The organism is Actinokineospora alba (assembly GCF_004362515.1).
Classification (GTDB): domain Bacteria; phylum Actinomycetota; class Actinomycetes; order Mycobacteriales; family Pseudonocardiaceae; genus Actinokineospora; species Actinokineospora alba.
On sequence record NZ_SNXU01000001.1, the window covers coordinates 2296904 to 2319582 of the forward strand.

23 protein-coding genes are annotated in these 22679 nt (G+C 70.0%); 10 read left to right on the forward strand and 13 right to left on the reverse strand.

Annotated features, from left to right (window positions below; translation table 11 throughout):
• Nucleotides 1–21: 21 nt before the first annotated feature.
• Nucleotides 22–1167 (reverse strand): acyl-CoA dehydrogenase family protein, encoded by a 1146-nt coding sequence (locus C8E96_RS11045; protein WP_091379162.1) that lies wholly within the window; start codon nt 1165–1167, stop codon nt 22–24.
• Between the two features lie 83 nt (nt 1168–1250).
• Between C8E96_RS11045 and C8E96_RS11050 the strand changes: the two genes are divergently transcribed.
• Entirely contained in the window at nt 1251–1838 is a 588-nt protein-coding gene (locus C8E96_RS11050; protein ID WP_091379155.1) for a TetR/AcrR family transcriptional regulator, read from the forward strand.
• A 191-nt stretch (nt 1839–2029) separates the two neighbouring features.
• Nucleotides 2030–3346 (forward strand): citrate synthase, encoded by a 1317-nt coding sequence (locus tag C8E96_RS11055; protein WP_091379149.1) that lies wholly within the window; start codon nt 2030–2032, stop codon nt 3344–3346.
• On the opposite strand, the gene C8E96_RS11060 is transcribed toward C8E96_RS11055, so the two are convergent.
• Nucleotides 3322–3936 carry a hypothetical protein gene (locus C8E96_RS11060; RefSeq protein ID WP_091379146.1) on the reverse strand — a complete coding sequence of 205 codons (615 nt, stop codon included), beginning with the start codon at nt 3934–3936 and terminating at the stop codon, nt 3322–3324. The genes C8E96_RS11055 and C8E96_RS11060 overlap by 25 nt on opposite strands.
• Before the next feature lie 71 nt (nt 3937–4007).
• Between C8E96_RS11060 and C8E96_RS11065 the strand changes: the two genes are divergently transcribed.
• Nucleotides 4008–5294, forward strand: coding sequence for a cryptochrome/photolyase family protein (locus tag C8E96_RS11065; RefSeq protein WP_091379142.1), 1287 nt, complete (start codon nt 4008–4010; stop codon nt 5292–5294).
• Here the strand turns inward: C8E96_RS11065 and C8E96_RS11070 are convergent.
• Both C8E96_RS11070 and C8E96_RS11075 read right to left on the reverse strand, forming a co-directional pair.
• Nucleotides 5291–6490, reverse strand: a complete 1200-nt coding sequence (locus C8E96_RS11070) for an ABC transporter permease (protein WP_228770056.1) — start codon at nt 6488–6490, stop codon at nt 5291–5293. The two genes, C8E96_RS11065 and C8E96_RS11070, sit on opposite strands and share 4 nt — an antisense overlap.
• The gene (locus C8E96_RS11075; protein WP_228770055.1) at nt 6487–7395 is read right to left on the reverse strand and encodes an ABC transporter ATP-binding protein; all 909 of its coding nucleotides are present in this window, start codon (nt 7393–7395) and stop codon (nt 6487–6489) included. The genes C8E96_RS11070 and C8E96_RS11075 overlap by 4 nt, the downstream gene beginning before the upstream one ends.
• Nucleotides 7396–7573: 178 nt before the next feature.
• Between C8E96_RS11075 and C8E96_RS11080 the strand changes: the two genes are divergently transcribed.
• From C8E96_RS11080 to C8E96_RS11095, 4 genes are all read left to right on the forward strand, one after another.
• Complete coding sequence (locus C8E96_RS11080) at nt 7574–8011, forward strand: YbaB/EbfC family nucleoid-associated protein (RefSeq protein ID WP_091379139.1); 438 nt, start codon at nt 7574–7576, stop codon at nt 8009–8011.
• A 15-nt stretch (nt 8012–8026) separates the two neighbouring features.
• A complete protein-coding gene (locus C8E96_RS11085) occupies nt 8027–8332 on the forward strand; it encodes a type VII secretion target (protein WP_091379136.1) in 306 nt (101 codons plus the stop codon).
• A complete protein-coding gene (locus tag C8E96_RS11090) occupies nt 8329–9783 on the forward strand; it encodes a hypothetical protein (protein WP_091379133.1) in 1455 nt (484 codons plus the stop codon). The genes C8E96_RS11085 and C8E96_RS11090 overlap by 4 nt, the downstream gene beginning before the upstream one ends.
• Before the next feature lie 141 nt (nt 9784–9924).
• Entirely contained in the window at nt 9925–10542 is a 618-nt protein-coding gene (locus C8E96_RS11095; protein ID WP_091574865.1) for a hypothetical protein, read from the forward strand.
• Between the two features lies 1 nt (nt 10543).
• Here C8E96_RS11095 and C8E96_RS11100 read toward each other — a convergent pair whose 3' ends face one another.
• On the reverse strand, nt 10544–12094 hold the full coding sequence (locus tag C8E96_RS11100) for a glycerol-3-phosphate dehydrogenase/oxidase (RefSeq protein WP_091379126.1): 1551 nt from the start codon (nt 12092–12094) through the stop codon (nt 10544–10546).
• The gene (locus C8E96_RS11105; RefSeq protein ID WP_091379123.1) at nt 12091–12699 is read right to left on the reverse strand and encodes a TetR/AcrR family transcriptional regulator; all 609 of its coding nucleotides are present in this window, start codon (nt 12697–12699) and stop codon (nt 12091–12093) included. The genes C8E96_RS11100 and C8E96_RS11105 overlap by 4 nt, the downstream gene beginning before the upstream one ends.
• Nucleotides 12700–12716: 17 nt before the next feature.
• Here C8E96_RS11105 and C8E96_RS11110 point away from each other — a divergent pair, with 17 nt between their 5' ends.
• Nucleotides 12717–14363, forward strand: coding sequence for an FAD-binding oxidoreductase (locus tag C8E96_RS11110; protein WP_228770054.1), 1647 nt, complete (start codon nt 12717–12719; stop codon nt 14361–14363).
• Between the two features lie 309 nt (nt 14364–14672).
• Here C8E96_RS11110 and C8E96_RS11115 read toward each other — a convergent pair whose 3' ends face one another.
• The 3 genes from C8E96_RS11115 to C8E96_RS11125 all read right to left on the reverse strand — a co-directional run bounded on the left by C8E96_RS11115 (nt 14673) and on the right by C8E96_RS11125 (nt 16271).
• Nucleotides 14673–15023, reverse strand: a complete 351-nt coding sequence (locus tag C8E96_RS11115; RefSeq protein ID WP_091379116.1) for a hypothetical protein — start codon at nt 15021–15023, stop codon at nt 14673–14675.
• 161 nt (nt 15024–15184) lie between these two features.
• Entirely contained in the window at nt 15185–15724 is a 540-nt protein-coding gene (locus tag C8E96_RS11120; RefSeq protein WP_091379111.1) for a carboxymuconolactone decarboxylase family protein, read from the reverse strand.
• Nucleotide 15725: 1 nt separating this feature from the next.
• Nucleotides 15726–16271, reverse strand: a complete 546-nt coding sequence (locus C8E96_RS11125) for a peroxiredoxin (protein WP_324187076.1) — start codon at nt 16269–16271, stop codon at nt 15726–15728.
• Nucleotides 16272–16372: 101 nt separating this feature from the next.
• On the opposite strand from C8E96_RS11125, the gene C8E96_RS11130 reads away from it, so the two are divergent.
• Nucleotides 16373–17320, forward strand: a complete 948-nt coding sequence (locus tag C8E96_RS11130; protein WP_091379100.1) for a hydrogen peroxide-inducible genes activator — start codon at nt 16373–16375, stop codon at nt 17318–17320.
• Between the two features lie 729 nt (nt 17321–18049).
• On the opposite strand, the gene C8E96_RS11135 is transcribed toward C8E96_RS11130, so the two are convergent.
• From C8E96_RS11135 to C8E96_RS11150, 4 genes are all read right to left on the reverse strand, one after another.
• Entirely contained in the window at nt 18050–18418 is a 369-nt protein-coding gene (locus tag C8E96_RS11135) for a PRC-barrel domain-containing protein (RefSeq protein WP_091379096.1), read from the reverse strand.
• A 197-nt stretch (nt 18419–18615) separates the two neighbouring features.
• Entirely contained in the window at nt 18616–19635 is a 1020-nt protein-coding gene (locus C8E96_RS11140; RefSeq protein WP_091379092.1) for a gamma-glutamylcyclotransferase family protein, read from the reverse strand.
• A gap of 4 nt (nt 19636–19639) precedes the next feature.
• Nucleotides 19640–20137 (reverse strand): PadR family transcriptional regulator, encoded by a 498-nt coding sequence (locus C8E96_RS11145; protein WP_133794344.1) that lies wholly within the window; start codon nt 20135–20137, stop codon nt 19640–19642.
• 144 nt (nt 20138–20281) lie between these two features.
• Entirely contained in the window at nt 20282–21919 is a 1638-nt protein-coding gene (locus C8E96_RS11150) for a long-chain fatty acid--CoA ligase (RefSeq protein ID WP_091379085.1), read from the reverse strand.
• A 376-nt stretch (nt 21920–22295) separates the two neighbouring features.
• On the opposite strand from C8E96_RS11150, the gene mihF reads away from it, so the two are divergent.
• Nucleotides 22296–22607 (forward strand): integration host factor, actinobacterial type, encoded by a 312-nt coding sequence (gene mihF / locus C8E96_RS11155; protein ID WP_091379082.1) that lies wholly within the window; start codon nt 22296–22298, stop codon nt 22605–22607.
• Nucleotides 22608–22679: the final 72 nt, after the last annotated feature.

The following is a 22679-nucleotide window of genomic DNA, read 5'->3' on the forward strand; positions in this document are numbered from 1 at the left end:
GGCGCGGATATTCGACCACACTCAGCTCACGCGCAGTTGTCGCGCGATCACCATTCGCTGTATTTGGTTCGTTCCCTCAAAAATCTGCGGGACCTTGGCCTCGCGCATGTACCGCTCGACAGGGAAATCGCGCGTGTAGCCCGCACCACCCAGGACCTGGACCGCGTCGGTTGTGACCTTCATCGCGGCGTCCGTGGCCACCAGCTTCGCGATCGAGGCCTGCCGCAGGAACGGCAGCCCGCGGTCGCGCCTGCGGGCAGCCTCCAAATAGGTCGCCCGGGCCGACTCGACGGCGGCGGCCATGTCGGCGAGCAGGAACTCGACGCCCTGGAAGTCCATGATCGCCTTGCCGAACTGGACCCGCTGCCTGGCGTAGGCGACGGCCTCGTCCAGCGCGGCCTGGGCCAGGCCCACCGCGCAGGCGGCGATGCCGAGGCGGCCGGAGTTGAGGGCGACGAGGGCGATCTTGAAGCCCTGCCCCTCGGCGCCGAGGAGCCGGTCGGCGTCGACCCGGGCGCCGTCGAAGATCATCTGGGCCGTGGTGGAGCCGGTGAGGCCCATCTTGCGTTCCGGCGCGGCGGCGGACAGGCCCGGCGTGTCGGCGTCGACCAGGAGGCAGCTGATGCCCTTTCCGCCGTCGTCGGAGGTACGGACCATGGTCGTGTAAAAGTCGGCGTGACCGGCGTGGGTGATCCACGCCTTGGTGCCGTTGACCACGTACTGGTCGCCGTCGCGGACCGCCTTCGTGGACAGCGCCGCCGCGTCCGAACCCGCGTGGGTCTCCGAGAGGGCGTACGCGCCGAGCAGGTCGCCGCCGAGCATGTCCGGCAGGAAGCGTTCGCGCTGCTCATCGCTGCCGTACTCGGCCAGCGCGAAGCAGGACATGGTGTGCACCGAGAGGCCGACGCCGACCGACATCCAGGCCGCGGCGATCTCCTCGAGGACCTGCAGGTAGACCTCGTAGGACAGGGCCGCGCCGCCCCACTTCTCCGCGTACGGGAGGCCGAGCAGGCCGCTGCGGCCGAGCAGCTTGAACTGCTCGCGCGGGAACCGCTCCTCTTCCTCGTACTGGCTCGCCAGCGGCGCGAGTTCGTCGCGCGCGATCTCGCGGGTCAGCTTCAGGAGGTCTTCCGCCTCGGTGTTGGGCAGCAGACGCTCGGCGGGCATGCGGGACCTCCGGTACTAAGACCTGTACTGACGGACGCCTCAGAGTACTGTTCCGGTCCGGCCACTGTCGATACGCTGCACGCATGACCCGGCGCGCGCCCACCGCCCGGCAGGCCGCCCTGCTAGAGGAACTGCTGGACCTGTTCCTGCGCGAGGGCTTCGCCGAGTCCACCCTGGACGACTTCGCCGCGCGCCTGCACTGCTCGAAGTCGACGCTGTACGCGCTCGCGCCGAGCAAGGAGCAACTCGCCCGCAAGGTCGTCGGCCACTTCTTCCGCGGCGCCACCGAGCGCATCGAGAAGGACGTCGCGGAAGCGCGGGACGCCCGCGACCGGGTGGTGCGCTACCTGGTCGGCGCGGGCGCGGAGATGAGCCGCGCGACCGCGAAGTTCGTCGCCGACGTCGCCGCGTTCCCCTCCACCCGGCGGGTCTACGAGCGCAACGCCCAGGCCGCCGCCGCCCGCATCCGCGCGTTCATCCAGGAGGGTGTCGCCGAGGGGCTCTTCCGCGACGTCCACGCCCGGCTCGTCGGCGAGATGGTCGGGTGGCTGATCGAGGGGATCCAGACCGGCGTCCTCGGGGCCCGGGCCGAGGTATCCGACGCCGAGGCGTTCGCCGCGCTGGCGGATCTGGTGCTCGGTGGCCTGGACTCAGGACGATCGAGTCTGTGATACGTGTCCCAACGGACGCCGTGGGTCCCGTCCACGGGTGTCCGTAGGGCGCGTGGACCACTAGCGTAGGGGGCTCAGGACCCCAATGGGGCGGTGCTGTGGCGCGGTGGTTCGCCGCTGGTCGCGCACCCGAACGGCCACACCGGCTCGGCCGTACCGGCGCCCCGCTACCGAGTGTGAGAGGTACGTCCATGCCCGACGGGACCGCAGCGCCCACCGGCACCGAGCAGACCGCCGCCTTCCGCTACCCGGGTGGCGAGCACGAGATGGCGGTCGTTCCCGCCACTGACGGCACCTCAGGTGTCGACCTGGGCAAGTTGCTGGCCAAGACCGGTCTGGTGACCCTCGACCCCGGCTTCGTGAACACCGCGGCGTGCTCGTCGGCGATCACCTACATCGACGGCGACGCGGGCATCCTGCGCTACCGCGGGTACCCGATCGAGCAGCTGGCCGAGAAGTCGTCGTTCCTCGAGGTCAGCTACCTGCTGATCTACGGCGAGCTGCCCACGGCGGCCGAACTCGACGACTTCACCCACAAGATCAGCAGGCACACCCTGCTGCACGAGGACCTGAAGCGGTTCTTCGACGGCTTCCCCCGCGACGCGCACCCCATGCCGGTGCTGTCGTCGGCGGTGTCGGCGCTGTCGACGTTCTACCAGGACAGCCTCAACCCGTTCGACCCGAACCAGGTCGAGATCTCCACGATCCGGCTGCTGGCCAAGCTGCCGACGATCGCGGCGTACGCCTACAAGAAGTCGGTCGGCCAGCCGTTCCTCTACCCGGACAACTCCCTTGGCCTGGTGGAGAACTTCCTGCGGATGACCTTCGGCTTCCCGGCCGAGAACTACGACGTCGACCCCGACCTCGTACGCGCGCTCGACCTGCTGTTCATCCTGCACGCCGACCACGAGCAGAACTGCTCCACCTCCACGGTGCGGCTGGTCGGCTCGTCGGAGGCGAACCTCTTCGCGAGCATCTCCGCCGGAATAAACGCACTCTTCGGACCCCTGCACGGCGGCGCGAACAGCGCGGTGCTGGAGATGCTCGAAGGCATCCGCGACGGCGGCGGCGACGTCCAGGCGTTCGTCAACAAGGTCAAGAACAAAGAAGACGGCGTCAAGCTCATGGGCTTCGGCCACCGGGTCTACAAGAACTACGACCCGCGCGCCGCGATCATCAAGAAGACCGCCGACGACATCCTCAACAAGCTCGGCGGCGACGACTCGCTGCTCGACATCGCGAAGCAGCTTGAGGAGCACGCGCTGTCGGACGAGTACTTCGTCTCCCGCAAGCTCTACCCGAACGTGGACTTCTACACGGGTCTGATCTACCGGGCGATGGGCTTCCCGACGAAGTTCTTCACGGTGCTGTTCGCCCTGGGCAGGCTCCCGGGCTGGATCGCGCACTGGCGCGAGATGATGAACGACCCGGCCACCAAGATCGGCCGCCCGCGTCAGGTCTACATCGGACAGACGGAGCGCGACTACCTGCCGGTCGCCGACCGCTGACTTCTGCGTTTCGCCAGGGCCGCCTCGATCGTCGGGGCGGCCCTTGTGCTTGGCGTCGGCGGAAGCTTGGCCTCGGCGGCCCGCCGGTAGTCCTCGCCGAGGGCTGAGACCCGCGAGTAGAGGTAGCGCACGCGCGGCGTCAGCGTCGGGTCGATCACGGCGCAGACCCACAGCAGGTCGATGCAGTGGAACCGATCGGCGCGGCTGCCGGTTTCCAGGTACTCCGCGTACAGGGGGAACCCGCGGACGACCTCGGCCCGGATGTCGGCGTAGAGCCCCGGGAGCTTGCCGAGTGGGCCCGCCGCGCCGCCGCCGATCTGGAAGAGCAGTTCCAGGATCACCGTGCGGCCCGCGGGTGTCGCCGACACCAGCCCGCTCACCAGGCAGGCGCAGGCCTGCGCCGCGCCGGGCTGGGCGTTGCCCTGGATCACCACGACGTTGTCGATGCGGAACACCAGCCGGTTCGCCGTCGCGCGATCCGGTGCGTGGACCAGTTCGCGGATGGCGGCGGGAACACCGGCGTAGTGGGACCGCATCGACTCGGGCAGCCGGGCGGGGGCCCAGTCATGGCGTTCGATTTCCCAGTCCACGGCTTCTCCCCCCGTCGATCGGCCCAAGAGTACGCAGGCGGGCGGTTACGACCGTGTGTAGCGTTCGCCATATGGCCGATCCGTCCATCGTGTGGTTCCGCCGCGACCTGCGCACCGGTGATCATCCCGCGTTGCTCGCCGCGGCGGAACGGTCCCCCTCGGCTGTGGGGCTCTTCGTGCTCGACGACGTGCTGCTCGGGCCCGCGGGCAAGCCGCGCGTCGACTTCCTTTATAACTGCCTGCGCAATTTGAACGATCAACTCGGCGGTCGGCTGATGGTCGTGCGCGGGAAGCCGGTCGAGGTGGTGCCTCGGGTCGTCGCGGAGTTCGGCGCCGGGTCGGTGCACGTGTCCGCGGACATGGGGCCCTACGGCCGGGAACGCGACGCGGCGGTGGAGGCGGCGCTGGAGGTGGACTTCGTCCGGACCGGGTCGCCGTACGCGGTGGCGCCGGGGCGGGTACGCAAGGCCGATGGTGAGCCGTACAAGGTGTTCACCCCGTTCAAGCGGGCCTGGCTCGACCACGGGTGGCGGGCGCCCGCCGACACCGATGCGTCCACAGTGGACTGGGTGGACGCCGGGACTGGGTTGCCCGCAGGCGACTCGCACGGTGAGCGGGATGCTTTGCTTGCCTGGGAGGACTTTCGTGACCGCCTCGACGACTACGCCCGGGATCGGGACCGGCCGGATCTGGACGGCACGAGCCGGATGTCGGCGTACTTGCGCTGGGGCTGTGTGCATCCCCGCACGCTGCTGGCCGACCTCGGCGAGAACCACGACGTCTACCGGTCCGAACTCGCCTGGCGCGAGTTCTACGCCGACGTGTTGTGGCACCGGCCGGAAACGGCCCGCGCCAACTACGACAAGAAGTTCGACCGCATCACCCACGACAACGACACCGGCCTGTTCGACGCGTGGTGCCAAGGCAAGACCGGGTTCCCCATCGTCGACGCCGGGATGCGCCAGCTGCTCGCCGAGGGGTGGATGCACAACCGGGTGCGGATGATCGTCGCGAGCTTCCTGGTGAAAGACCTGCACCTGCCGTGGTGGTGGGGCGCCCGGCACTTCATGCGCCACCTGATCGACGGCGACCTCGCGTCCAACCAGCACGGCTGGCAGTGGACCGCGGGGTCGGGAACCGATGCGGCACCGTACTTCCGGGTGTTCAACCCGACGTCCCAGGGGGAGAAGTTCGACCCGAACGGCGACTACGTGCGCCGGTATGTTCCCGAACTCCGGGATATACCGGGGAAAGCCGTGCACAAGCCGTCCGGCGTCAAGGGGTACCCGGAGCCGGTCGTCGATCACGCGCAGGAGCGGCAGGTCGCGCTCGACCGGTACGCGGCGATCAAAGGCTAGGGCCGCAACGCGTCCCGCAGTTTGAGGCGGGAGCCGGTGCGCAGCGCGGCGCCCGCGTAGATGCGTCCGCCGAGCCAGGCGAGTCCGGCGACCGAGACCAGCGTCAACGCCATCGCCAGGGCGACCTGCCAGCCCGCCACGGCGTCGAGCGCGATCCGGCCGGGCATGAGGATCGGGGCGAACGGCGGCAGCAGCGACAACACCGTCGTCGCCGTCCCGCTGGGGGCCCGCGACAGCAGGCCGAAGCCGAGGACGAAGGCCAGCACCAGCACCATGGTCACCGGCAGCAGCACGGCCTGCGTCTCCTCCTGGCGGGACACCAGCGAGCCCGCCGAGGCGAAAACCGTGGCGTAGAACAGATATCCGAGCAGATACCAGACCAGGCCCCAGACCAGCGTGCTCGTGGCGGCGCCGGTGATCGTCAGGACGTCGGTGGCGGTCGCGAGGACCAGGCCGACCGTGCCGATCACCGCGAACTGGGTCAGGCCGACCAGGCCGAGGCCGAGCACCTTGCCCAGCAGCAGCTGCCACGGCCGGACCGTGGCGAGCAGGATCTCCACGACCCGGCTCGACTTCTCCTCCACGACCCCTTGCGCCACCATCGTTCCGTACAGCAACAAAGCCATGTAGAGCATCGCCACGATGACCAGGGCGACCGCGAGCCGCTGGTCGTGGTTCGGGTCCGTGGGGCCCAGCGCCCGCACGTCGACCGTCGCGTCGGCCACGGTCGCCAGGACCTGGTCGGGGTCGAGGTCTTCCACCGCGGCGAGCTGGGCGCGCAGGACTTGCTCCTGCACCAACGTGTTCAGCGCTTTGCGCAGGTCTTCGTCGAGGTTCTCCCGGACCAGCACCCGCAATGCCGATGGCGCGCCGCTGACGAGCACGTCGAGTTCGCCGTCGGCCACCATCGCCTCGCCCTTGGCGAGGTCGTCGACGGTGCTGGTGCGCACGGTGAAGCGCGCCGCCTCCGCCTCCGCGGCAAGCCTGCCCGCGATCGACGTCGCCTGCCCGGACAAGCCCACCCGGCTGGTGGACTCGCCCGCGAACAGGGTGCTCTGCATCAGCACGAAGCCGATCAGCACGGCCAGCGACACCGCGGTGCCGATGAGGAAGGACTTGGTGCGCAGCCGCGTGTTGAGCTCCCGGCGGGCGACCAGCCACACGGTGCGCGAGGCGGACAGCTCCCGGCCGGTCACGGCTGCGCTCCAACCACGTCGCAGAACAGTTCGGTCAGGGACGGGCGGTGTCTGCTGAACTCGTGCACCGGCCCGGTGGCGAGCGCGGCGGCGAGGACCGGCTGGTCGTCGGCGCCGTCGGCCAGCCGCAGTCTCGTCCGGCCGTCCTGGGACTCGACGACGGACACACCCTCGACATCGTCGGCCCACCCGGCCGCGGCCGCGGGGGCGTGCACGATGAGGGTGGTCCCGCTCCCGGCGCGAAGCTCGTCGACGGTCCCGCAGGCCACCATCCGGCCGTCGCGGATGATCCCGATCCGGTCGCACAGCCGCTCCACCAGGTCGAGCTGGTGGCTGGAGAACACGACGGGGACACCGGTGTCGGCCCGCTCGCGCAGGATCGCGGCCAGCACGTCGACGGCGATCGGGTCGAGCCCGGAGAACGGCTCGTCGAGCACCAGCACATCCGGCTCGTGGACCAGCGCCGCGGCCAGCTGCACGCGCTGCTGGTTGCCCAGGCTCAGCTTCTGCACCTCGTCGTCGCGGTGCTCGCGCAGGCCGAGCCGGGCGATCCAGGTCTCGGCGTTGCGATGGGCCTCGTTGACGCCGAAACCATGCAGCTCCGCCAGATAGACGAGCTGGTCGAGGACCTTCATCCGCGGGTAGAGGCCGCGCTCCTCGGGCAGGTAGCCGAACCGCCTGCGCGCCGAGTGGTCCAGCGCGACGCCGTTCCAGCGGACCTCGCCCGCGTCGGCGGCGGTCACCCCGAGCACGATCCGCATGGTGGTGGTCTTGCCCGCGCCGTTGCCGCCGACGAAGCCGAACAGCTCGCCGCCGCGGACGCCGAAGGTGAGGTGGTCGCAGGCCAGGACGTCGCCGTAGCGCTTGGAGACCCGGTCGATCTCCAGCACCGCCGCAACAGGCACGCCGACCCCTCCCGCCTTCACCGTCTTGGCCAGTATTCCGTGTCCCGGTCACGAACGGTGGCCCGGCCGGGTGCGCCTGCAAACGAGTTGACCAATTCGTCCCCGAAGGGGAACCGATCGGAGGATCCTCCGTCCAAGATTTGCGAATGATCCTGGTAGGACCATTGGAGGGGCGAGGATGAACCCTGAGCAGTGGCTCGCGCAGTACGACGAGAAACTGAAGCAGGCCGCGGCCGGTGCGGCGAAAGCCGACAAGGCGCTGCGGGAAGTCGGCGGGTCGGCGACGTCGCAGGACGGCGAGATCACCGTGCGGGTGAACGCCAGCGGCGCGACGACCGGCCTGGTGCTGCGCCCGGGGGTGCGCGACATCGAGCCTGAGCACCTCGCTCGGCAGATCCTGGAACTCACCCGGCAGGCGCAGCGCGCCGCCGGGGAACAGGTCGTCGTGGCGATGCAGGAGTTCATCGGCGACGGGGCCGCGCTCGACGTGGTCAAGGCGCACCTGCCCGAGGGCCACACGAGCGACGGTGCCGACGAGCCGATGAACGTCGAACTCAAGCGCGACACCAGGGCCGACGACGAGTACTTCGACAACCCACCCGAAGTCGTCAACTAGGGAACGGCGGATCACATGGGCAACGGTTTCTCCGTCAACGTGGCCGAGGTTCGGGTGCACTCCCGCACCGTCGCGGCCTGCGCGGCGCAGGTCCGGTCGGCCACCGGCGCCGCGCAGTCGGTGTCGGACGGCGCGTACGGCGTCATCGGACAGTTCTTCGCCTCGGCGATCCTCAGCGCGTGCGGGGACGTCGTGCAGGGCATCGCGAAGGTCGCGACCGCCGTCGACGACGTGCGCGAGGGCCTGCAGGCCGTGGCGGACCAGTACTCGAGCATCGAAGCCGACATCACGGCGACCCTCAGCGGGAAGGTGGGCGCATGACCACGACCACGAGTTCGGCGCCCACCGCCGAACAGGGCGCCGCCAACCTGACCAACGACGTCCGCAGCGCCAAGGACGCCATCGAGCGCGGTGACTGGCTCGACGCCGGCATGGCGATCAGCAACGTGGCGATGGACGTCATCAGCATCGCGGGCGACCCGCTGGGCGCGGCGGCGGGCGCCGGGTTCGGCTGGATCATCGAGCACATCTCGTTCCTGCGCGAGCCGTTCGACGCCCTGCTCGGCGACGTCAACTCGATCACGGGCAGCGCGCAGGGCTGGATGAAGGCGGGCACGGAGATCACCGCGGTCGCCGAGCGCTACCGGGAGGCCGCGCGGACCGAGACGTGCAACTGGCACGGCACGGCAAGCGACTCCTATCGCAGTGCCAGCGCCACCCAGGCCCAAGGTCTCGACGCGCTGGCGCAGGTCAGCCAGGGCATCGGCCAGGCCATCCAGGGCGCGGGCCAACTGCTCGCCGAGGTGCGCAAGACGGTTCTGGACTTCATCAACAAGTGCGTCCAGAAAGTCATCATGATCATCATCGAGGCGCTGGCCGCGGCCTGGCTGAGCTTCGGGGCCAGCATCGCCCAGGGCATCGTGCAGTCGGTGGCCGAGGCGGTGCAGACGGCGCAGAAGATCATCGGCAAGATCCAGAAGTTCATCTCGTCGCTGCAGAAGATCATGCAGACGGTGCAGAAGATCGTGAACCTGGCGAAGGCGGTCAAGCAGCTGCTGGAGACCATCGGCGGCCGCGCCAACCGCACGCGGGGCGCCAACACCACCCAGCCCGCGGCCATCGACACCACCGGAATCGACGCGGCGGCGAACCGGCAGTACAGCCAGGCCACCGCGCCCGCCGGGAACTACACCCAGACCACGCACCGGGACTACAACTACGACCAGTACCGGCCGGGCACGTCGACGATGCAGCCGAACTACACGCACACCGCGCAGCCGGTGCCCAGCCGCTACCAGCCACCGACCGGTGCGGGCACGGGCAGGCCGGGCTACCCGACCACCGGTGCGCCAGGTTCGCCTTCCCCGGTGCCGAGCTTCGGTCCCAGCGGCCCGCCGCCGGACCAGGGCGCCCCGGCGTCGCGGGTCGACCGCGCCCGCTGGATCGGCGACGCCGTGGAGATCCTGATCAACCACGGGGTCGAGCCGTCGAAGATCGACGCGGAGCAGATCGCCCGCATCGTCGACCGCGCCTCGGGGGGCAACCCGCACGCGATGGATCTGCAGGATCCCAACGCGGCCAACGGATTCCCGCCCAAGGGGCTGACGCAGATCACAGACCCGGTGTTCCAGCAGCACCAGCTGCCGGGTCACCCGAACATCTGGGCGCCGGTGGACAACATGCTCGCCGGGGTCATGTACTTCCTGGCGCAGTGGGGGTCGCTGATGGAGGCGTTCGACTCGTTCGGGCCGCCGACGATGTCGCGGTCGTAGTCGGTCGGGCGGTCCCGCTTCGGGGAGCGGGATCGCCTGGTTTGTCACGGTTCGGACTCGGTGGCAACCGGGTGCCGGGCGGTGGCGTGTTCCTGGTGTCGACGGCCCGCGAGGTGGCCGCCAGAGCTTCAGGAGCACACCATGTCTTTGTACCGCAAGGGAATCACGCTCATCGCCGCTGTCACTCTGGGCGGCTTCGCGCTCGTGGGCTGCGCATCCACCTCCGTCGGCGCGGGTTCTTCGGGTGCGACGGCCACGTCGGCTACGTCCGCTGTCACCACGACCGTCGCGAGTCCGGTTCCCAGCACTTCGTCCGCCCCGCCTGGGACGACCACCAAGGCCCCGGCCGCGCCGACGCTCGGGCCGGACGGGTTCGGCGCACTCAAGCTCGGGATGTCACGGGCCAACGCCCTCGCCACCGGCCTGATCACCGACGCCCCGGCTGCCCCGAGCGGCTGCGCCGGACACAAGTACAAGGCGTACAAGGTCGCGGAGAACAGCTTCCCGGTTGGAATCTCCTCGACGAAGGGCGTCTCGTCGCTCTTCGCGGTGGGCGACATGCGCACGCCGGAGGGGATTCACCTTGGCTCGACCAAGGAGCAGGTTTCCGCGGCGTATCCCGCGATCGAGCAGGTCGTCAACGGTCACGTGGTCAAGGTCCCGGGCAATGTCAATGCCTACTACACGATGCTGTTCGACAAGTCCGGCAAGCTCCGCGAGCTTGGCCTCGCGATCAGCGGCCAGGAGTGCTTCGGCTGAGTCAGGCTTGCTGGGTGAGTCCGTTCAGGGCGCGGGCGACGAGGTCGGTCACCGCGGGCATGGCGACCTCCAGCTCGGCTGGGACCAAACCGATGCGGGTGCGGCGGTGCAGGACGTCCGCGGCGTCCAGCGCACCCTCCTGGCGGACCGCCCACACGACTTCCGCTGCGGTCAACGGGATTCCCGGTGCGACCGGCTCGGCGAGGGTCGGGTCGAGTTCGCCCATGGCGTGGATGGTGGCGGCCTCGGTGCCGTAGCGGAACCGCAACCGGGCCGGGGCGTCCACAGTGGACAACTCGGCCCGGGGGGCGGCGCCGACCAGGGGGAGTGACTTCGTCACCGAGGGGCCCGCGGGCAAGTCCACGGCGTCGACGGCGTCGGCGGCCATCCTGCGGTAGGTGGTGAGTTTGCCGCCGACGACGGTGACCACGCCGTTGGGTGCCCGCACGACGGCGTGGTGGCGGGAGAGGTCGGCGCTTCGCTTGCTGGTGCCCGGAATGTCGATCAAGGGGCGCAGACCGGCGAAGCGGCCCAGGATGTCGTCGCGGGTCAGCGGATGTTCCAGGACGCTGGAGGCCACGTCGAGCAGGAAGTCCACATCGGACTCCGGGACCGTGGGCACGTCGGGGATCTCGCCGTCGACCGGTTCGTCTGTGAGGCCGAGGTAGACGCGGCCGTCGGCCTGGGGCAGGACCAGGGCGTAGCGGCCGAAGTGGCCGGGGACCGGCACGGTGAGCGCCGTGTTCGAGATGCCCATGCGGGCGCCGTCGAGGACCAGGTGGGAGCCGCGGGACGGGCGCAGGCGGACCGAGTCGACCAGGGTGCCCGCCCAGACGCCCGCCGCGTTGATCACGCTGCGGGCTTGGATGTCGACGGACTGGCCGGTGAGTCCGTCGACGATCTCGGCGCCGCCTCCGGTCAGCGACAGCACGCGGGCCCGGGTGATGATCCGGGCGCCGAAGCCCGCCGCCGTTCGGGCCAGGGCGACGACCAGGCGGGCGTCGTCGACGAGTTGGCCGTCGAAGGACAGCAGTCCGCCGCGCAGGCCGGTGCGGCGCAGGCCGGGGGCCAGGGCCAGCGCTTCCGGGCCGGACACCTTGTGCGGGCGGGGAAGCAGGCTCGACGGGGTGCGCGCGACCCGGCGCAGGATGTCGCCCGCGCTCAGGCCGGCGAAGATGAGTCCGGCGTCGCGAGTGGACACCTCGGGCAGCAGGGGGACCAACTGGGGCAGGCCCCGGGTGAGGTGTGGGGCGGTGCGGGTCATGAGGATGCCGCGCTCGACCGCGCTCTCGTGGGCCAGGCCGACATCGCCTTTCGCCAGGTAGCGCAGGCCGCCGTGGACGAGCTTGCTCGACCAGCGCGACGTCCCGAAGGCGAGGTCGTGGGCCTCGACGAGGGCGACCGACAAGCCGCGGGAGGCGGCGTCGAGCGCCACGCCCGCGCCGGTGACCCCGCCGCCCACGACGAGCACGTCGACGACCTCGCCCGCGTCGAGCGCCTCGAGGTCGTTCGCCCGCCGCTGGGCGTTGAGGGCGGTGTTGCGCTGGATCATGGCCGCTCCGGTCGCAGACTTGTGTCGAGTATGTGGGTGAGTTCGCCGAACAGCAGGTCGGAGTCGACGTCGGCGGTCGCGGGGGCGTGCGACAGGGCGAAGGACTGCAGCAGCAGCAGGGTCGCGCGGGCCTGGGCGGCCGGGTCGGCGCGGCGGACCGAACCGTCCTCGTGGCCCGCGACGAGCTGCGCCTGCAGGAAGTACTCGGCGAGCCGCTGGGTCGAGCCGAGGCGCTCGACGACGTAGGGCAGCACGAGCGCGCCGTCGCGGTCGAGGATCGTGCGCATCAGGGGGTCGGCGACGAGGGCGCGGATACCCGCCACGGCACCGGCGACCAGCCGTTCCCGGGCGGTCGGGAGGCCGCTGACACCTTGCTGGGCCTCGTCGAGAATGAGGGCGAACTCCCTGGTCATCAGGTTGGTGATCAGCGTCCGGACGTCGGGGAACCGGCGGTAGAGCGTCATCCGGCTGACCTCGGCCCGGCGCGCGACGTCGGTCAGCGTGGTGCGTCCGACGCCTTGGTCGAGGACGCAGGCGCGGGCGGCGTCGAGGAGGGTGTCGTCATCCACCCGTGCGGGGGAAGTTGTGTGACGTTTTGCCGTCATGTGTCACACTCTAGCTTGTGAACCTGCCTGTGGACCACCTCGACCACCTCGTCCGGGGAAGCTGGACGCCGTCCGGCGGCGGCGCCGCCGACCTGCCCGAGCACGCGGCCAAGTGGCTCGCCGAGCGCACCGGCCTGGTCGCCCGGGACACGCCCGCCGCGCCGGACTCCGCGCTCGCGGTCGCCGACTCGGCGCTGCCCGACGCCGCCCGCGCCGCCTTGGCCGCCGTGGTCGGCGACGAGCACGTGCTGCTCGACCGCGACGCCCGACTCGGCCGGACCGGCGGGCTGTCCTACCTCGACCTGCTGCGCCACCGCGGCGGCGGCGAGGTCACCGCGCCCGACGCGGTCGTGGTGCCCGCGGACCCCGCGCAGGTGCAGCGGGTCATCGAGGTGTGCGCCGAGCACGGCGTCGGCGTCGTCCCGTTCGGCGGCGGCACGTCCGTCGTCGGCGGCGTGCAGGCGCTGCGCGGCGAAAAGGCGTCGGTGGTCGTACTCGACCTGATGCGGCTCGACAAGCTCGTGTCGGTCGACCCGGTCTCCCGGGTCGCGGTGCTGCAGGCGGGGGTCGTCGCGCCCGAAGCCGAGCGGCTCCTGGCCGAGCACGGGTTCACCCTCGGCCACTTCCCGCAGTCGTTCGAGCGCGCCACCATCGGCGGCTTCGCCGCGACCCGCTCCTCCGGTCAGGCATCGGCGGGCTACGGCCGCTTCGAGGACATGGTCGAAGGCGTCCGCCTCGCCACCCCCCGCGGCGAGTGGCACGTCGGGGTGTCGCCCGCGTCGGCCGCCGGACCGGACCTCAAGCAGCTCATCGTCGGCAGTGAGGGCGCGTTCGGTGTGATCACCGAGGTGACCGTTCGGGTGCGTCCCATCCCGGCTTTCGACCGCTACGAGGGCTTCGTCCTCGACGGCTGGTCCGCGGGCGCCGCCGCCGTCCGGGCCCTCGCCCAGAACGGCGCGCGCGGCACTGTCACCCGGCTGTCGGACCCCACCGAGACCGAGGTCGGCTTCGCCCTCAAGGGCGGCTGGAAGATGAACGCCGTCCGCGCCTACCTCAGGACGCGGGGCATCACCGATCCCTGCCTGCTCATCATCGGCTGGGAAGGCCGAACCAAGGCCGACCTGTCCGCCGCCCGCCGCGCCACCCTGCGCACGCTGCGCGAGCACAAGACCGTCTCGCTCGGCCAGGCAGCGGGCGCGGCCTGGCGCCACGGCCGCTTCGCGGGCCCCCGCCAGCGCGACGCCCTGATGGACGCCGGGGTGTGCGTCGAGACCCTGGAGACCGCCACCTACTGGTCGAAACTCGACGCTCTCCGCGACACCGTCCGGGACGCCTTGACCACCTCGCTGACGACTGAGGCGCATCGGCCGGTGGTGGCCTGCCACATCTCGCACACCTACGAAACCGGCGCCTCCCTGTACTTCACAACCCTGGTGGCCCGCGACCTCGACGACCCGGTCGCCCAGTGGGCGAAGGCCAAACAGGCCGCCTGCGAAGCGATCTCCACTGACTCCTTGGGAACGATCTCCCACCACCACGCCACCGGCGTCGACCACGCGCCTTACCTACCGCGCGAAATCGGCCCGCTGGGCGTGGAGGTGCTGGGTGCGGTGAAACGGGAACTCGATCCGGAGGGCGTCCTCAACCCGGGCAAACTCATCTAGGGAAGGGGCACGCGGCAAGGGCAAGGGCGCACCAGCACCACCCAAACAGGCACCCGGCGCCCAAAGCCCACCAAGGCCTAGGTGCGTCGGCGGATCACCCCAACAGGCACCCCGGCGCCCAAAGCCCACCAAGGCCTAGGTGCGTCGGCGGATCACCCCAACAGGCACCCCGGCGCCCAAAGCCCACCAAGGCCTAGGTGCGTCGGCGGATCACCCCAACAGGCACCCCGGCGCCCAAAGCCCACCAAGGCCTAGGTGCGTCGGCGGATCACCCCAACAGGCACCCCGGCGCCCAAAGCCCACCAAGGCCTAGGTGCGTCGGCGAACCACCCCCAGCCCAACTCCAGCGATCAGCCCGCCGAACAGCAGTGTCCACGACACCGTGGTGCGCTCACTGATCGCGCGCTCGCATAAATCGATGTAGGCGATCGTCACCGGCTGGGAGTTCTCGCCGAGGCCGTTGACGATCGACCGCGTCTCCGCCCCGCCGAAGGTGTTGCCGCAGGAGACCTTCGGCCGCGCCAGGTCGGCGTTCGCCACCCGGACCGGTACGAGCGCCAAGACCAGGCCCAGCAGGAGTGCGGCCACCGACAGCACGGCGGCGAACCGGCGGGGGCTGAGGGTGATCCGGTCCAGCGGGTCTTCGGGTTCGGTGCTCATGGGGTGATCCTGGCAAATTTCCGGCGATCGTGGAGAAATCCATCCACAGGCAGTTCTCACCATCACCAGTTGACCCCGAAACACCCGCGAGTCCCCACCCCACGACAACGAGTTCTCACCTGAAGTGAGAACTCGTCGTCGGGAAGTGGGGACTCGCGGGGTCAGACCGAGACGGAGAGGACGGACTCGGCGTCGAGGGTGACGGCGGCCGCGTGGATCACGGAGGCGATCCGCAGGGCCTCGTGCACGGTCTCCCGGGAGACGCCGCTCGACCGCAGGGTCTTCTCGTGCGACTGCAGGCAGACGCCGCAGCCGGTGATGGCCGAGACGGCCAGGCACCACAGCTCGAAGTCGACCTTGTCCACGCCCGGCTTCGCGATGACCTGCATACGCAGCCGCGCGGGCAGATTCGCGTACTCGGGGTCGCCGATGAGGTGCTTGCCCCGGTAGTACACGTTGTTCATCGCCATGATCGACGCCGCCGAGAGCGCCGCGCCGCGGGCCTCCTCGGTCAGGTGCTCGCGGGCCGCCGCGTCGATCTCGCGCAGCACCTCGGCGCTGCGGGAGGTGACGGCACACGCGAGCGCCGCGCCCCACACCTGCTGCTTGGGCAGCGTCGAGGTGCCGATGACCGAGCCCAGGTTGAGCTTGGTGTCCTTGGCGTAGTCGGGCATGGCGTTCTTCAGCGCGTCGAGCGACATGTCAGACGCCCGCGAGGAGCTTGGTGGCGTCGAGGGTGTCGGCGCCCTTGTTCCAGTTGCACGGGCACAGCTCGTCGGTCTGCAGCGCGTCGAGCACCCGCAGGACCTCCTCGACGTTGCGGCCGACGGAACCGGCGGTGACCATCACGAACTGGATCTCGTTGTCCGGGTCCACGATGAAAGTCGCCCGCTGCGACACGCCGTCCTTGCCCAGCACGCCCGCCTCGGCCGACAGCTCACGCTTGATGTCGGACAGCATCGGGAACGGCAGGTCGCGAAGGTCCTCATGCGACTTGCGCCACGCGTGGTGGACGAACTCGGAGTCGACGGACACGCCGAGCACCTGCGCGTCACGGTCGGCGAAGTCGGCCTCGAGGCGGCCGAACGCGGCGATCTCGGTCGGGCAGACGAAGGTGAAGTCCTTGGGCCAGAAGAAGACCACGCGCCACTTGCCCTGGTGGGACTTCTGATCGATCGTCTCGAAGGCCTTTTCGGCGTCGAGGTCGACGCACGCGGTCAGGGAGTACTCCGGGAACTGGTCGCCCACGGTAAGCAAGGGTGCTCCTAAAGATCGTTTTGTGGAGGCCCCCATCCTCTCGGCCGCCCATTGATCCGAGAAATCAGGAGTCGTACATAAACTCATCGGCCATGGGGATCAATGCCGGGGGGCCAACCCTGAGCCAGCTGCGCGCGTTCGTCGCGGTCGCGGAGTTTCTGCACTTCACCCAAGCCGCTGCGGAGTTGGGGGTGAGCCAGCCCACGTTGTCGGCCAAGCTGTCCGGTTGCGAGGAAGCGCTCGGTTCGAAGCTTGTGGAACGCACCACACGCAAGGTCATGCTCACTCGAGCGGGTGAACGTCTGCTGCCCCACGCGCGAACGGTGCTCGACGCGCTGGGGGCGCTGGTGTCCGAAGCGGACGAGACCCGCAAGCCGTTCCGCGGCACCATCCGGCTCGGCGTCATCCCGACCGTCGCCCCGTACCTGCTGCCGACTGTGCTTCGCGGGTTGGCGCAGGCGTTCCCGGCGATGACGGTGGAGGTCCAAGAGGAACGGACGGCGGCGCTGCTCGACGGCCTGGGCGCGGGCCGGGTCGACGCGGCGATCCTGGCGGTGCCGGTCGACACTCGGGGGCTGGTGGTCGACCCGATCTTCGAGGAGGACTTCGTTCTGGTGGCGCCGCGCGGGCATAGGTTGTCCACAATGGACAGTTTTGCGTCGGATCGGTTGCCGGAGCTGGATGTCCTGCTGTTGGAGGAAGGGCACTGTCTGCGCGATCAGACTCTCGATATCTGCAAGGGCGTCAACGCTTCCGGTGCGACCCGGGCGGCGAGTCTGACGACGTTGACGCAGTTGGTGTCGGCGGGGATGGGCGTGACCGTGCTGCCGGAGACGGCGGTGGCGGTGGAGGTGAAACGGGCGGGTCTGGCGGTGACCCGGTTCGCGCCGCCCGCGCCTCGGCGGCGGATCGCGTTGGTGTATCGGGAAAGTGCTTGTCGGGGGGATGAGTATGAGGCGATCGCGGCGGAGTTGCGGCGGGTGGTGCGGATTCGGCGGTTGCCGGTGCGCCTGACTGGGGATCAGGCGTTGGCGAGTTAGGGCCCTTGGGTGCTTGGATTCGCGGGCTGGCTGGCTTTGGCGGGGTGCCTGGCTGGTTTTGGGTGGGGTGCCTGTTTGGGTGGTTCGCCTTGATTTGGGGACCCCGGAAATGGACCTGCGCGGGTAAAGCGGGCAGGGTGAAGAAACTGCCCCGCGCCGCGAAAGTTTAGGTCCATTTCACCCCAAATCAAGGCGAACCACCCAAACAGGCAATTGGTGCTGGCCCGTCACGTTTGGCAGGGGAGGGCGGGCGTGACCCGATTGGGCCGATGGGGCTGGCCGGTTCTGTTTGGTGGGTGGGCGGGGCGACTCGATCGGGCCGGTGGGGTTGGCCGGTTCTGTTTGATGGGTGGGCGGGCGTGACTCGACCGGGCCGGGGCCGGTCGTCGCGCTTGGAGGTGGGCGGGGCGCGATCCCCACCAGGCCGTTGGTTCGGCCCGTCCGGTTTGGAAGGTGGGGGGGCAACCCGGCCCGGCCATTGGCCGGCTCGTCCGGGACTCGTCGCAACCCAACGGCGGGGGCGGATCACCGGCCCACTGGGTTCGGGTCGGGTGTTCACGCGATGGATCGCGGTGGGCTGGAGCCGCCGCCGCGCCCACGGGATGCGGGCCGCTCAAGCGCCGCGAGAAGTCGGGGGACGGGCGGTCGCGAAGTCGCGGACGGTATTTCCGGTCGTTCAAAATAGAAGGCCAGATGGGCGGCGGTGGGACTCGCCGCCGCCCACCGGGATCAGGACGCCGGTTGGCGGCGTGGCGGGATATCGGAGGGTTTCGGGGTGCGCTGCACCGGGATCGGTGGAGGGGCTTCGGGCAGTCCGTAATAGCGATAAAGCGCCGTCGCGTCGGCCGCGGACAGTGTGCCCGCGGCCTGCGGGGCGTTTTTCACCTTGTCCAATCCGACGTCCACCTGCAGGCCCTGGTCGCCTGGGTGTGCGCCGGTCAGGGGCACGAAACTTTCCTTGGGGCCGAACAGGCCGGTCTTCACCGTCACCCAACCGGGTTCATGGGTGGAGCCGTCGAGGTACACCGTCCCGACCCGGCCGATCTTGCGGCCTTGTGGGTCGTACACATCGTGGCCGATCAGGTCCTGCGGTCTCATGCGGACACGGTCACTCCACTGGGCCCCGTCCGCAACCGCGAGCACTGGAACCGCCTCACCCGCGCCTGGTCGAGAGTTGGACCGAAAGAAGGGTGAGTGCGCCCTGTTCGTGTGGTTCTCGCCCGATCCGGCGGGAAACAGGTGACCTTTCGTAGATCAAACCGACTCTTGTCCCCGGCTGGTGGTGTCCACGTGGATCACCCCATCGGGGGGTGCGATGGCCAGGGCTCGGCCAGTGCGATCAAGCCGTCGTCCGGGGCGATCCACTCATAGGTCCAGCACAGTGAACCGTCGTCCAAGACCGCGCGGACCCGCCGGTACTGCGACCCCTCGTACTCGTCGATCACCGCGAGTGACTCCGCCGAGGCCAGATCGATCACCCAGCCGGACACGCCGGGGCCGTCGCCGAGCCGCAGTGCCGGGTAGCCCTGGCCGGTGTCGAACAGCTCCCCGCGCACGCGCGCGCGACGCGGTGGGCCGACGGCCGCCGGGGCGAGCACGTCCCACGCCGACGCTCCGGGTTGCAGGGTGCCGTAGACGAACAGCGAGCCCGGGAAGTCCCGCGGGTCCGGGTCGCCGGTGACCACCTCCACGGTCAGGCCGTCCGTGGTGGCGGCGACGCCAGGGGAGGCCGGGGCTGAACACCGGACCATGGCCCCGTCCACCAGCAGTGGGCGGCGGGCCGGGGTCGCGCCGACGTAGGCGAGGACCCGGTCGAGGACGGCGCCGTTCTCCAGCGTGACCCGGCCGGAAAGCACCCGGGCCAGGTGGTGGCGCTCGCCGCGGCCCTCGCACCGGTCGATAGCCCTGACCTGCGCCGGAGTCGCCAGCAGCACCGCGTGCGACTCGGTTCCCGGCAGGGCCGCCAAGACCGCGGGCCGGGACGTGTCGACGACCCGCAGCCCCGCCGCCCACACCGCCGCCAGGCCCTCGCAGCGCGCCCGAAGGACGACCATCGGGCCCGGCATCGCCAGCTCGGCCCGCAGCCACGTCAGCTTCGACGGGCACGCGTTCGACCCGTAGGCCAGCACCGGCACCCGCTCGGCCTGGACCGGCGCGCCGTGCTCGGTGAGCCAGGCGTCGAGTTCCACGTCGCCGACCCGCCAGCCCGCCGGGTCGGCGCGCAGCGGCCAGCCGTGGCCGTCGACGTGCACGTAGGAGAACGCGGGGCAGCCGCCGGGATACGGCAGCGCGGGGTAGTCGGCGTCCGAGAACACGGGGTTACTTCTGCTCTTCGGCTTCCAGCTCGGCGATGAAGTCCGACCAGAACTCCTCGACGACCCGCTCGAACCGGATGCCCAGTTCGAGGGACTTCACCTGCCACTTGTCGGCGTGGTTGATGATCCGCTCGTGCTGTTCGATGTAGCCGTCCGCCCGGGCTTTGTGCGAGGCGTACCGGGCGCGGGCCAGGTCCAGCAGGTTGCCCTCGTCGCCGAAGGACGCGAAGAAGAGCTTGAGCAGACCGAGGTCGCGGACCTCGGTCTGCTCCGGGGTCGGCGAGGCCAGCCACTTCGCCAGCGCCTCACGGCCCTTCGGGGTGATCGAGTAGGTCCGCTTGCGCCTGCCGCCCTCTTCGACGGACGCGGTGACCAGGCCGTCCTCGGCCAGCCGCGCGGGCTCGTCGTAGAGCTGGGAATGGGCGAACGCCCAGAAGTTGCCGATCGTGTAACCGACCCGCTGCTTGAGGTCGTAGCTCGTGGCGGGGCCGTGCGACAGCATCCCGAGCACAACGTACGAGGTCGCGTTGAGCTTGCGGTCTCGCGGAGACGTGGCGGGCAGGGTGGGTCACCTCCTGGGATCTGCGCAAACCCTACATAGTGAGTTGTACGCGCGCGCCCGATCGCCACCCTGCCCGGCTGTCGGTCAGTCCAGGTGTCGGACGTCGAGCTTGCCCTCGGCGTGCTGGGCGCGCAGGACCTTCTTGTCGAACTTGCCGACGCTGGTCTTGGGCACCTCGGAGACGAACGTCCAGTTCTCCGGCAGCTGCCACTTGGCGACCTTGTCGGAGAGGAACTCGCGCAGCTCGGCGGGCTCGGCGGTGGCGCCCTCGCGCAGCACGACGGCCACCAGCGGGCGCTCGTCCCACTTGTCGTCCGGCACGCCGATGACCGCGGCCTCGGCGATCGCCGGGTGGCCCATCACGTGGTTCTCCAGCTCGACCGAGGAGATCCACTCGCCGCCGGACTTGATGATGTCCTTGGAGCGGTCGGTCAGGGTGAGGAAGCCGTCCGGCGTCAGCGTGCCGACGTCGCCGGTGCGCAGCCAGCCGTCGTCGAACTTCTCGGCGCCTTCGCCGTCCTCCTCGAGCCGGTAATACGACCCGGTGATCCAAGGTCCGGCGACCTCCAGCTCACCGACGCTCTCGCCGTCCCACGGCAGCTCTTCGCCGTTGTCGCCGATGAGCCGGGCCGTGACGCCCGCGGGCAGCCTGCCCTGGGTGTAGCGGTAGGCCCAGGTCTCCGACTCGGACAGCCCGGCAGGCGGGCGGCACAGCGTGCCCAGCGGCGAGGTCTCGGTCATGCCCCAGGCGTGCACGATGTGGATGCCGTACTTCTCGGCGAAGGTGTGCATCATCGACGGCGGGCAGGCCGAGCCGCCGACGATGACCTCGCGCAGGGAGCTGAGGTCGGCCGGGTGCTGGTCGAGGTAGGCGAGCACGCCCTGCCAGATCGTCGGCACGGCCGCCGAGTGGGTGGGCCGGGTGGCCTCGATGAGCTTGGCCAGCGGCTCGGGCTGCAGGAACCGGTCGGGCATGATCAGCGAGGCGCCGCACATGAACGCCGCGTACGGCATGCCCCAGGACATCGCGTGGAACTGCGGGACGATCACCAGCGAGCGGTCCCCGGACGACAGGCCCATGCCGTCGGCCGCGCAGACCTGCATCGAGTGCAGCCAGATCGAGCGGTGCGAGTAGACGACGCCCTTGGGGTTGCCGGTGGTGCCCGAGGTGTAACACATCGCGGCGGCGGAGCGTTCGTCGATCTCCGGCCACTCGAACTGGTCGGACTGGGCCGCGAGGAGTTCGTCATACGAGTGAACCTGCACGCCCTCGGGCGCGGTCAGCCCGGCGGCGTCGCCGTTGGCCACGATGACGTGCTTGACCGTCTCGAACGTCGGCAGGACCTTCGCCAGCAGCGGCGCGATGGTCGCGTCGACGATGACGACGTGGTCCTCGGCGTGGTTGGCGATGTAGGTCAGCTGCTCGGGGAACAGCCGGACGTTGAGGGTGTGCAGCACCGCTCCCATGGCGGGCACCGCGAGGTACGCGGTGAGGTGCTCGGCGTTGTTCCACATGAACGTCGCGACCCGCTGGTCACCGGTCACACCGAGGCCGCGCAGCGCGTTGGCCAGCCGGGCGGACTGGGCTCCCACCTGGGCGAACGTGGTGGTGCGGCCCTCGGTCCCGGTCCAGGTCACGACCTCGCTGCCTGCGTGCACGGTGGCCCCGTGGCGCAGCAGCGTGGCGATGGACAGCTGGGCGTCCTGCATGGTGCTCAACATCGTCGATCAAGCTCCCTGGGGTGAAGAAAACGCGGAATCGGACCCCGACTACTGGCTGGTAATGGGCAACGATAGTGCGCCTGGGGCCGCCGCGACATCACCGAAATCCGGACTTTCCTCATGTTGATCTTGCTGTCACGCTGTGTCGCGACACCCTGTCGGGGTGCTCCCAGCAGGAGGTTTCTGCGTGTCGGGGGTATGTTGCCCAACGAGGTGTCGTTTACTGGTGAAAGGCATCCGGCGACCGGGGTCGCATCCTTAGTGGAGGGTGGGATCTGTTTCCCCCCTCAGTGACCCTCGGTAGCCAAAGGTGTACGCCAGACAACTTGTCTGACCCTCCGCTACCGCGGCGGGTGAAGAAGGAAGGACTACCACGTTGGCTCTGCCCACGTTGACTCCCGAGCAGCGCGCTGACGCGCTCGCCAAGGCAGCCGAAGCCCGCAAGGCGCGCTCCGAGCTGCTGGCGTCGATCAAGTCCGGTGAGCGGACCATCGCGTCTGTGCTCGGCAAGGCCAAGGACGACAAGACCATCGGCAAGACCAAGGTCGCGGCGCTGCTCAAGGCCGTGCCGGGTCTGGGTGCGGTGAAGGTCGCTGCCCTGCTGGAGCAGTCCGGTATCGACCCGGACCGCCGCGCGGCGGGCCTGGGCGACCGGCAGCGCGCAGCGCTGATCGACGCGCTCAACTGATTTGCCCATCACCGCTGGTGGGCGGCGGCGACGCCGCCCGCCGGCGGTGGCGGTGGGCAAGGCCATACCGCG

Bases quoted from the DNA above. Each gene is read 5' to 3' on its own strand.
- C8E96_RS11045 (WP_091379162.1), bottom strand. From the start codon at position 1,167: ATGCCCGCCGAGCGTCTGCTGCCCAACACCGAGGCGGAAGACCTCCTG.
- C8E96_RS11050 (WP_091379155.1), top strand. From the start codon at position 1,251: ATGACCCGGCGCGCGCCCACCGCCCGGCAGGCCGCCCTGCTAGAGGAA.
- C8E96_RS11055 (WP_091379149.1), top strand. From the start codon at position 2,030: ATGCCCGACGGGACCGCAGCGCCCACCGGCACCGAGCAGACCGCCGCC.
- C8E96_RS11065 (WP_091379142.1), top strand. From the start codon at position 4,008: ATGGCCGATCCGTCCATCGTGTGGTTCCGCCGCGACCTGCGCACCGGT.
- C8E96_RS11080 (WP_091379139.1), top strand. From the start codon at position 7,574: ATGAACCCTGAGCAGTGGCTCGCGCAGTACGACGAGAAACTGAAGCAG.
- C8E96_RS11085 (WP_091379136.1), top strand. From the start codon at position 8,027: ATGGGCAACGGTTTCTCCGTCAACGTGGCCGAGGTTCGGGTGCACTCC.
- C8E96_RS11090 (WP_091379133.1), top strand. From the start codon at position 8,329: ATGACCACGACCACGAGTTCGGCGCCCACCGCCGAACAGGGCGCCGCC.
- C8E96_RS11095 (WP_091574865.1), top strand. From the start codon at position 9,925: ATGTCTTTGTACCGCAAGGGAATCACGCTCATCGCCGCTGTCACTCTG.
- C8E96_RS11100 (WP_091379126.1), bottom strand. From the start codon at position 12,094: ATGATCCAGCGCAACACCGCCCTCAACGCCCAGCGGCGGGCGAACGAC.
- C8E96_RS11105 (WP_091379123.1), bottom strand. From the start codon at position 12,699: ATGACGGCAAAACGTCACACAACTTCCCCCGCACGGGTGGATGACGAC.
- C8E96_RS11115 (WP_091379116.1), bottom strand. From the start codon at position 15,023: ATGAGCACCGAACCCGAAGACCCGCTGGACCGGATCACCCTCAGCCCC.
- C8E96_RS11120 (WP_091379111.1), bottom strand. From the start codon at position 15,724: ATGTCGCTCGACGCGCTGAAGAACGCCATGCCCGACTACGCCAAGGAC.
- C8E96_RS11130 (WP_091379100.1), top strand. From the start codon at position 16,373: ATGGGGATCAATGCCGGGGGGCCAACCCTGAGCCAGCTGCGCGCGTTC.
- C8E96_RS11135 (WP_091379096.1), bottom strand. From the start codon at position 18,418: ATGAGACCGCAGGACCTGATCGGCCACGATGTGTACGACCCACAAGGC.
- C8E96_RS11145 (WP_133794344.1), bottom strand. From the start codon at position 20,137: ATGCTGTCGCACGGCCCCGCCACGAGCTACGACCTCAAGCAGCGGGTC.
- C8E96_RS11150 (WP_091379085.1), bottom strand. From the start codon at position 21,919: ATGTTGAGCACCATGCAGGACGCCCAGCTGTCCATCGCCACGCTGCTG.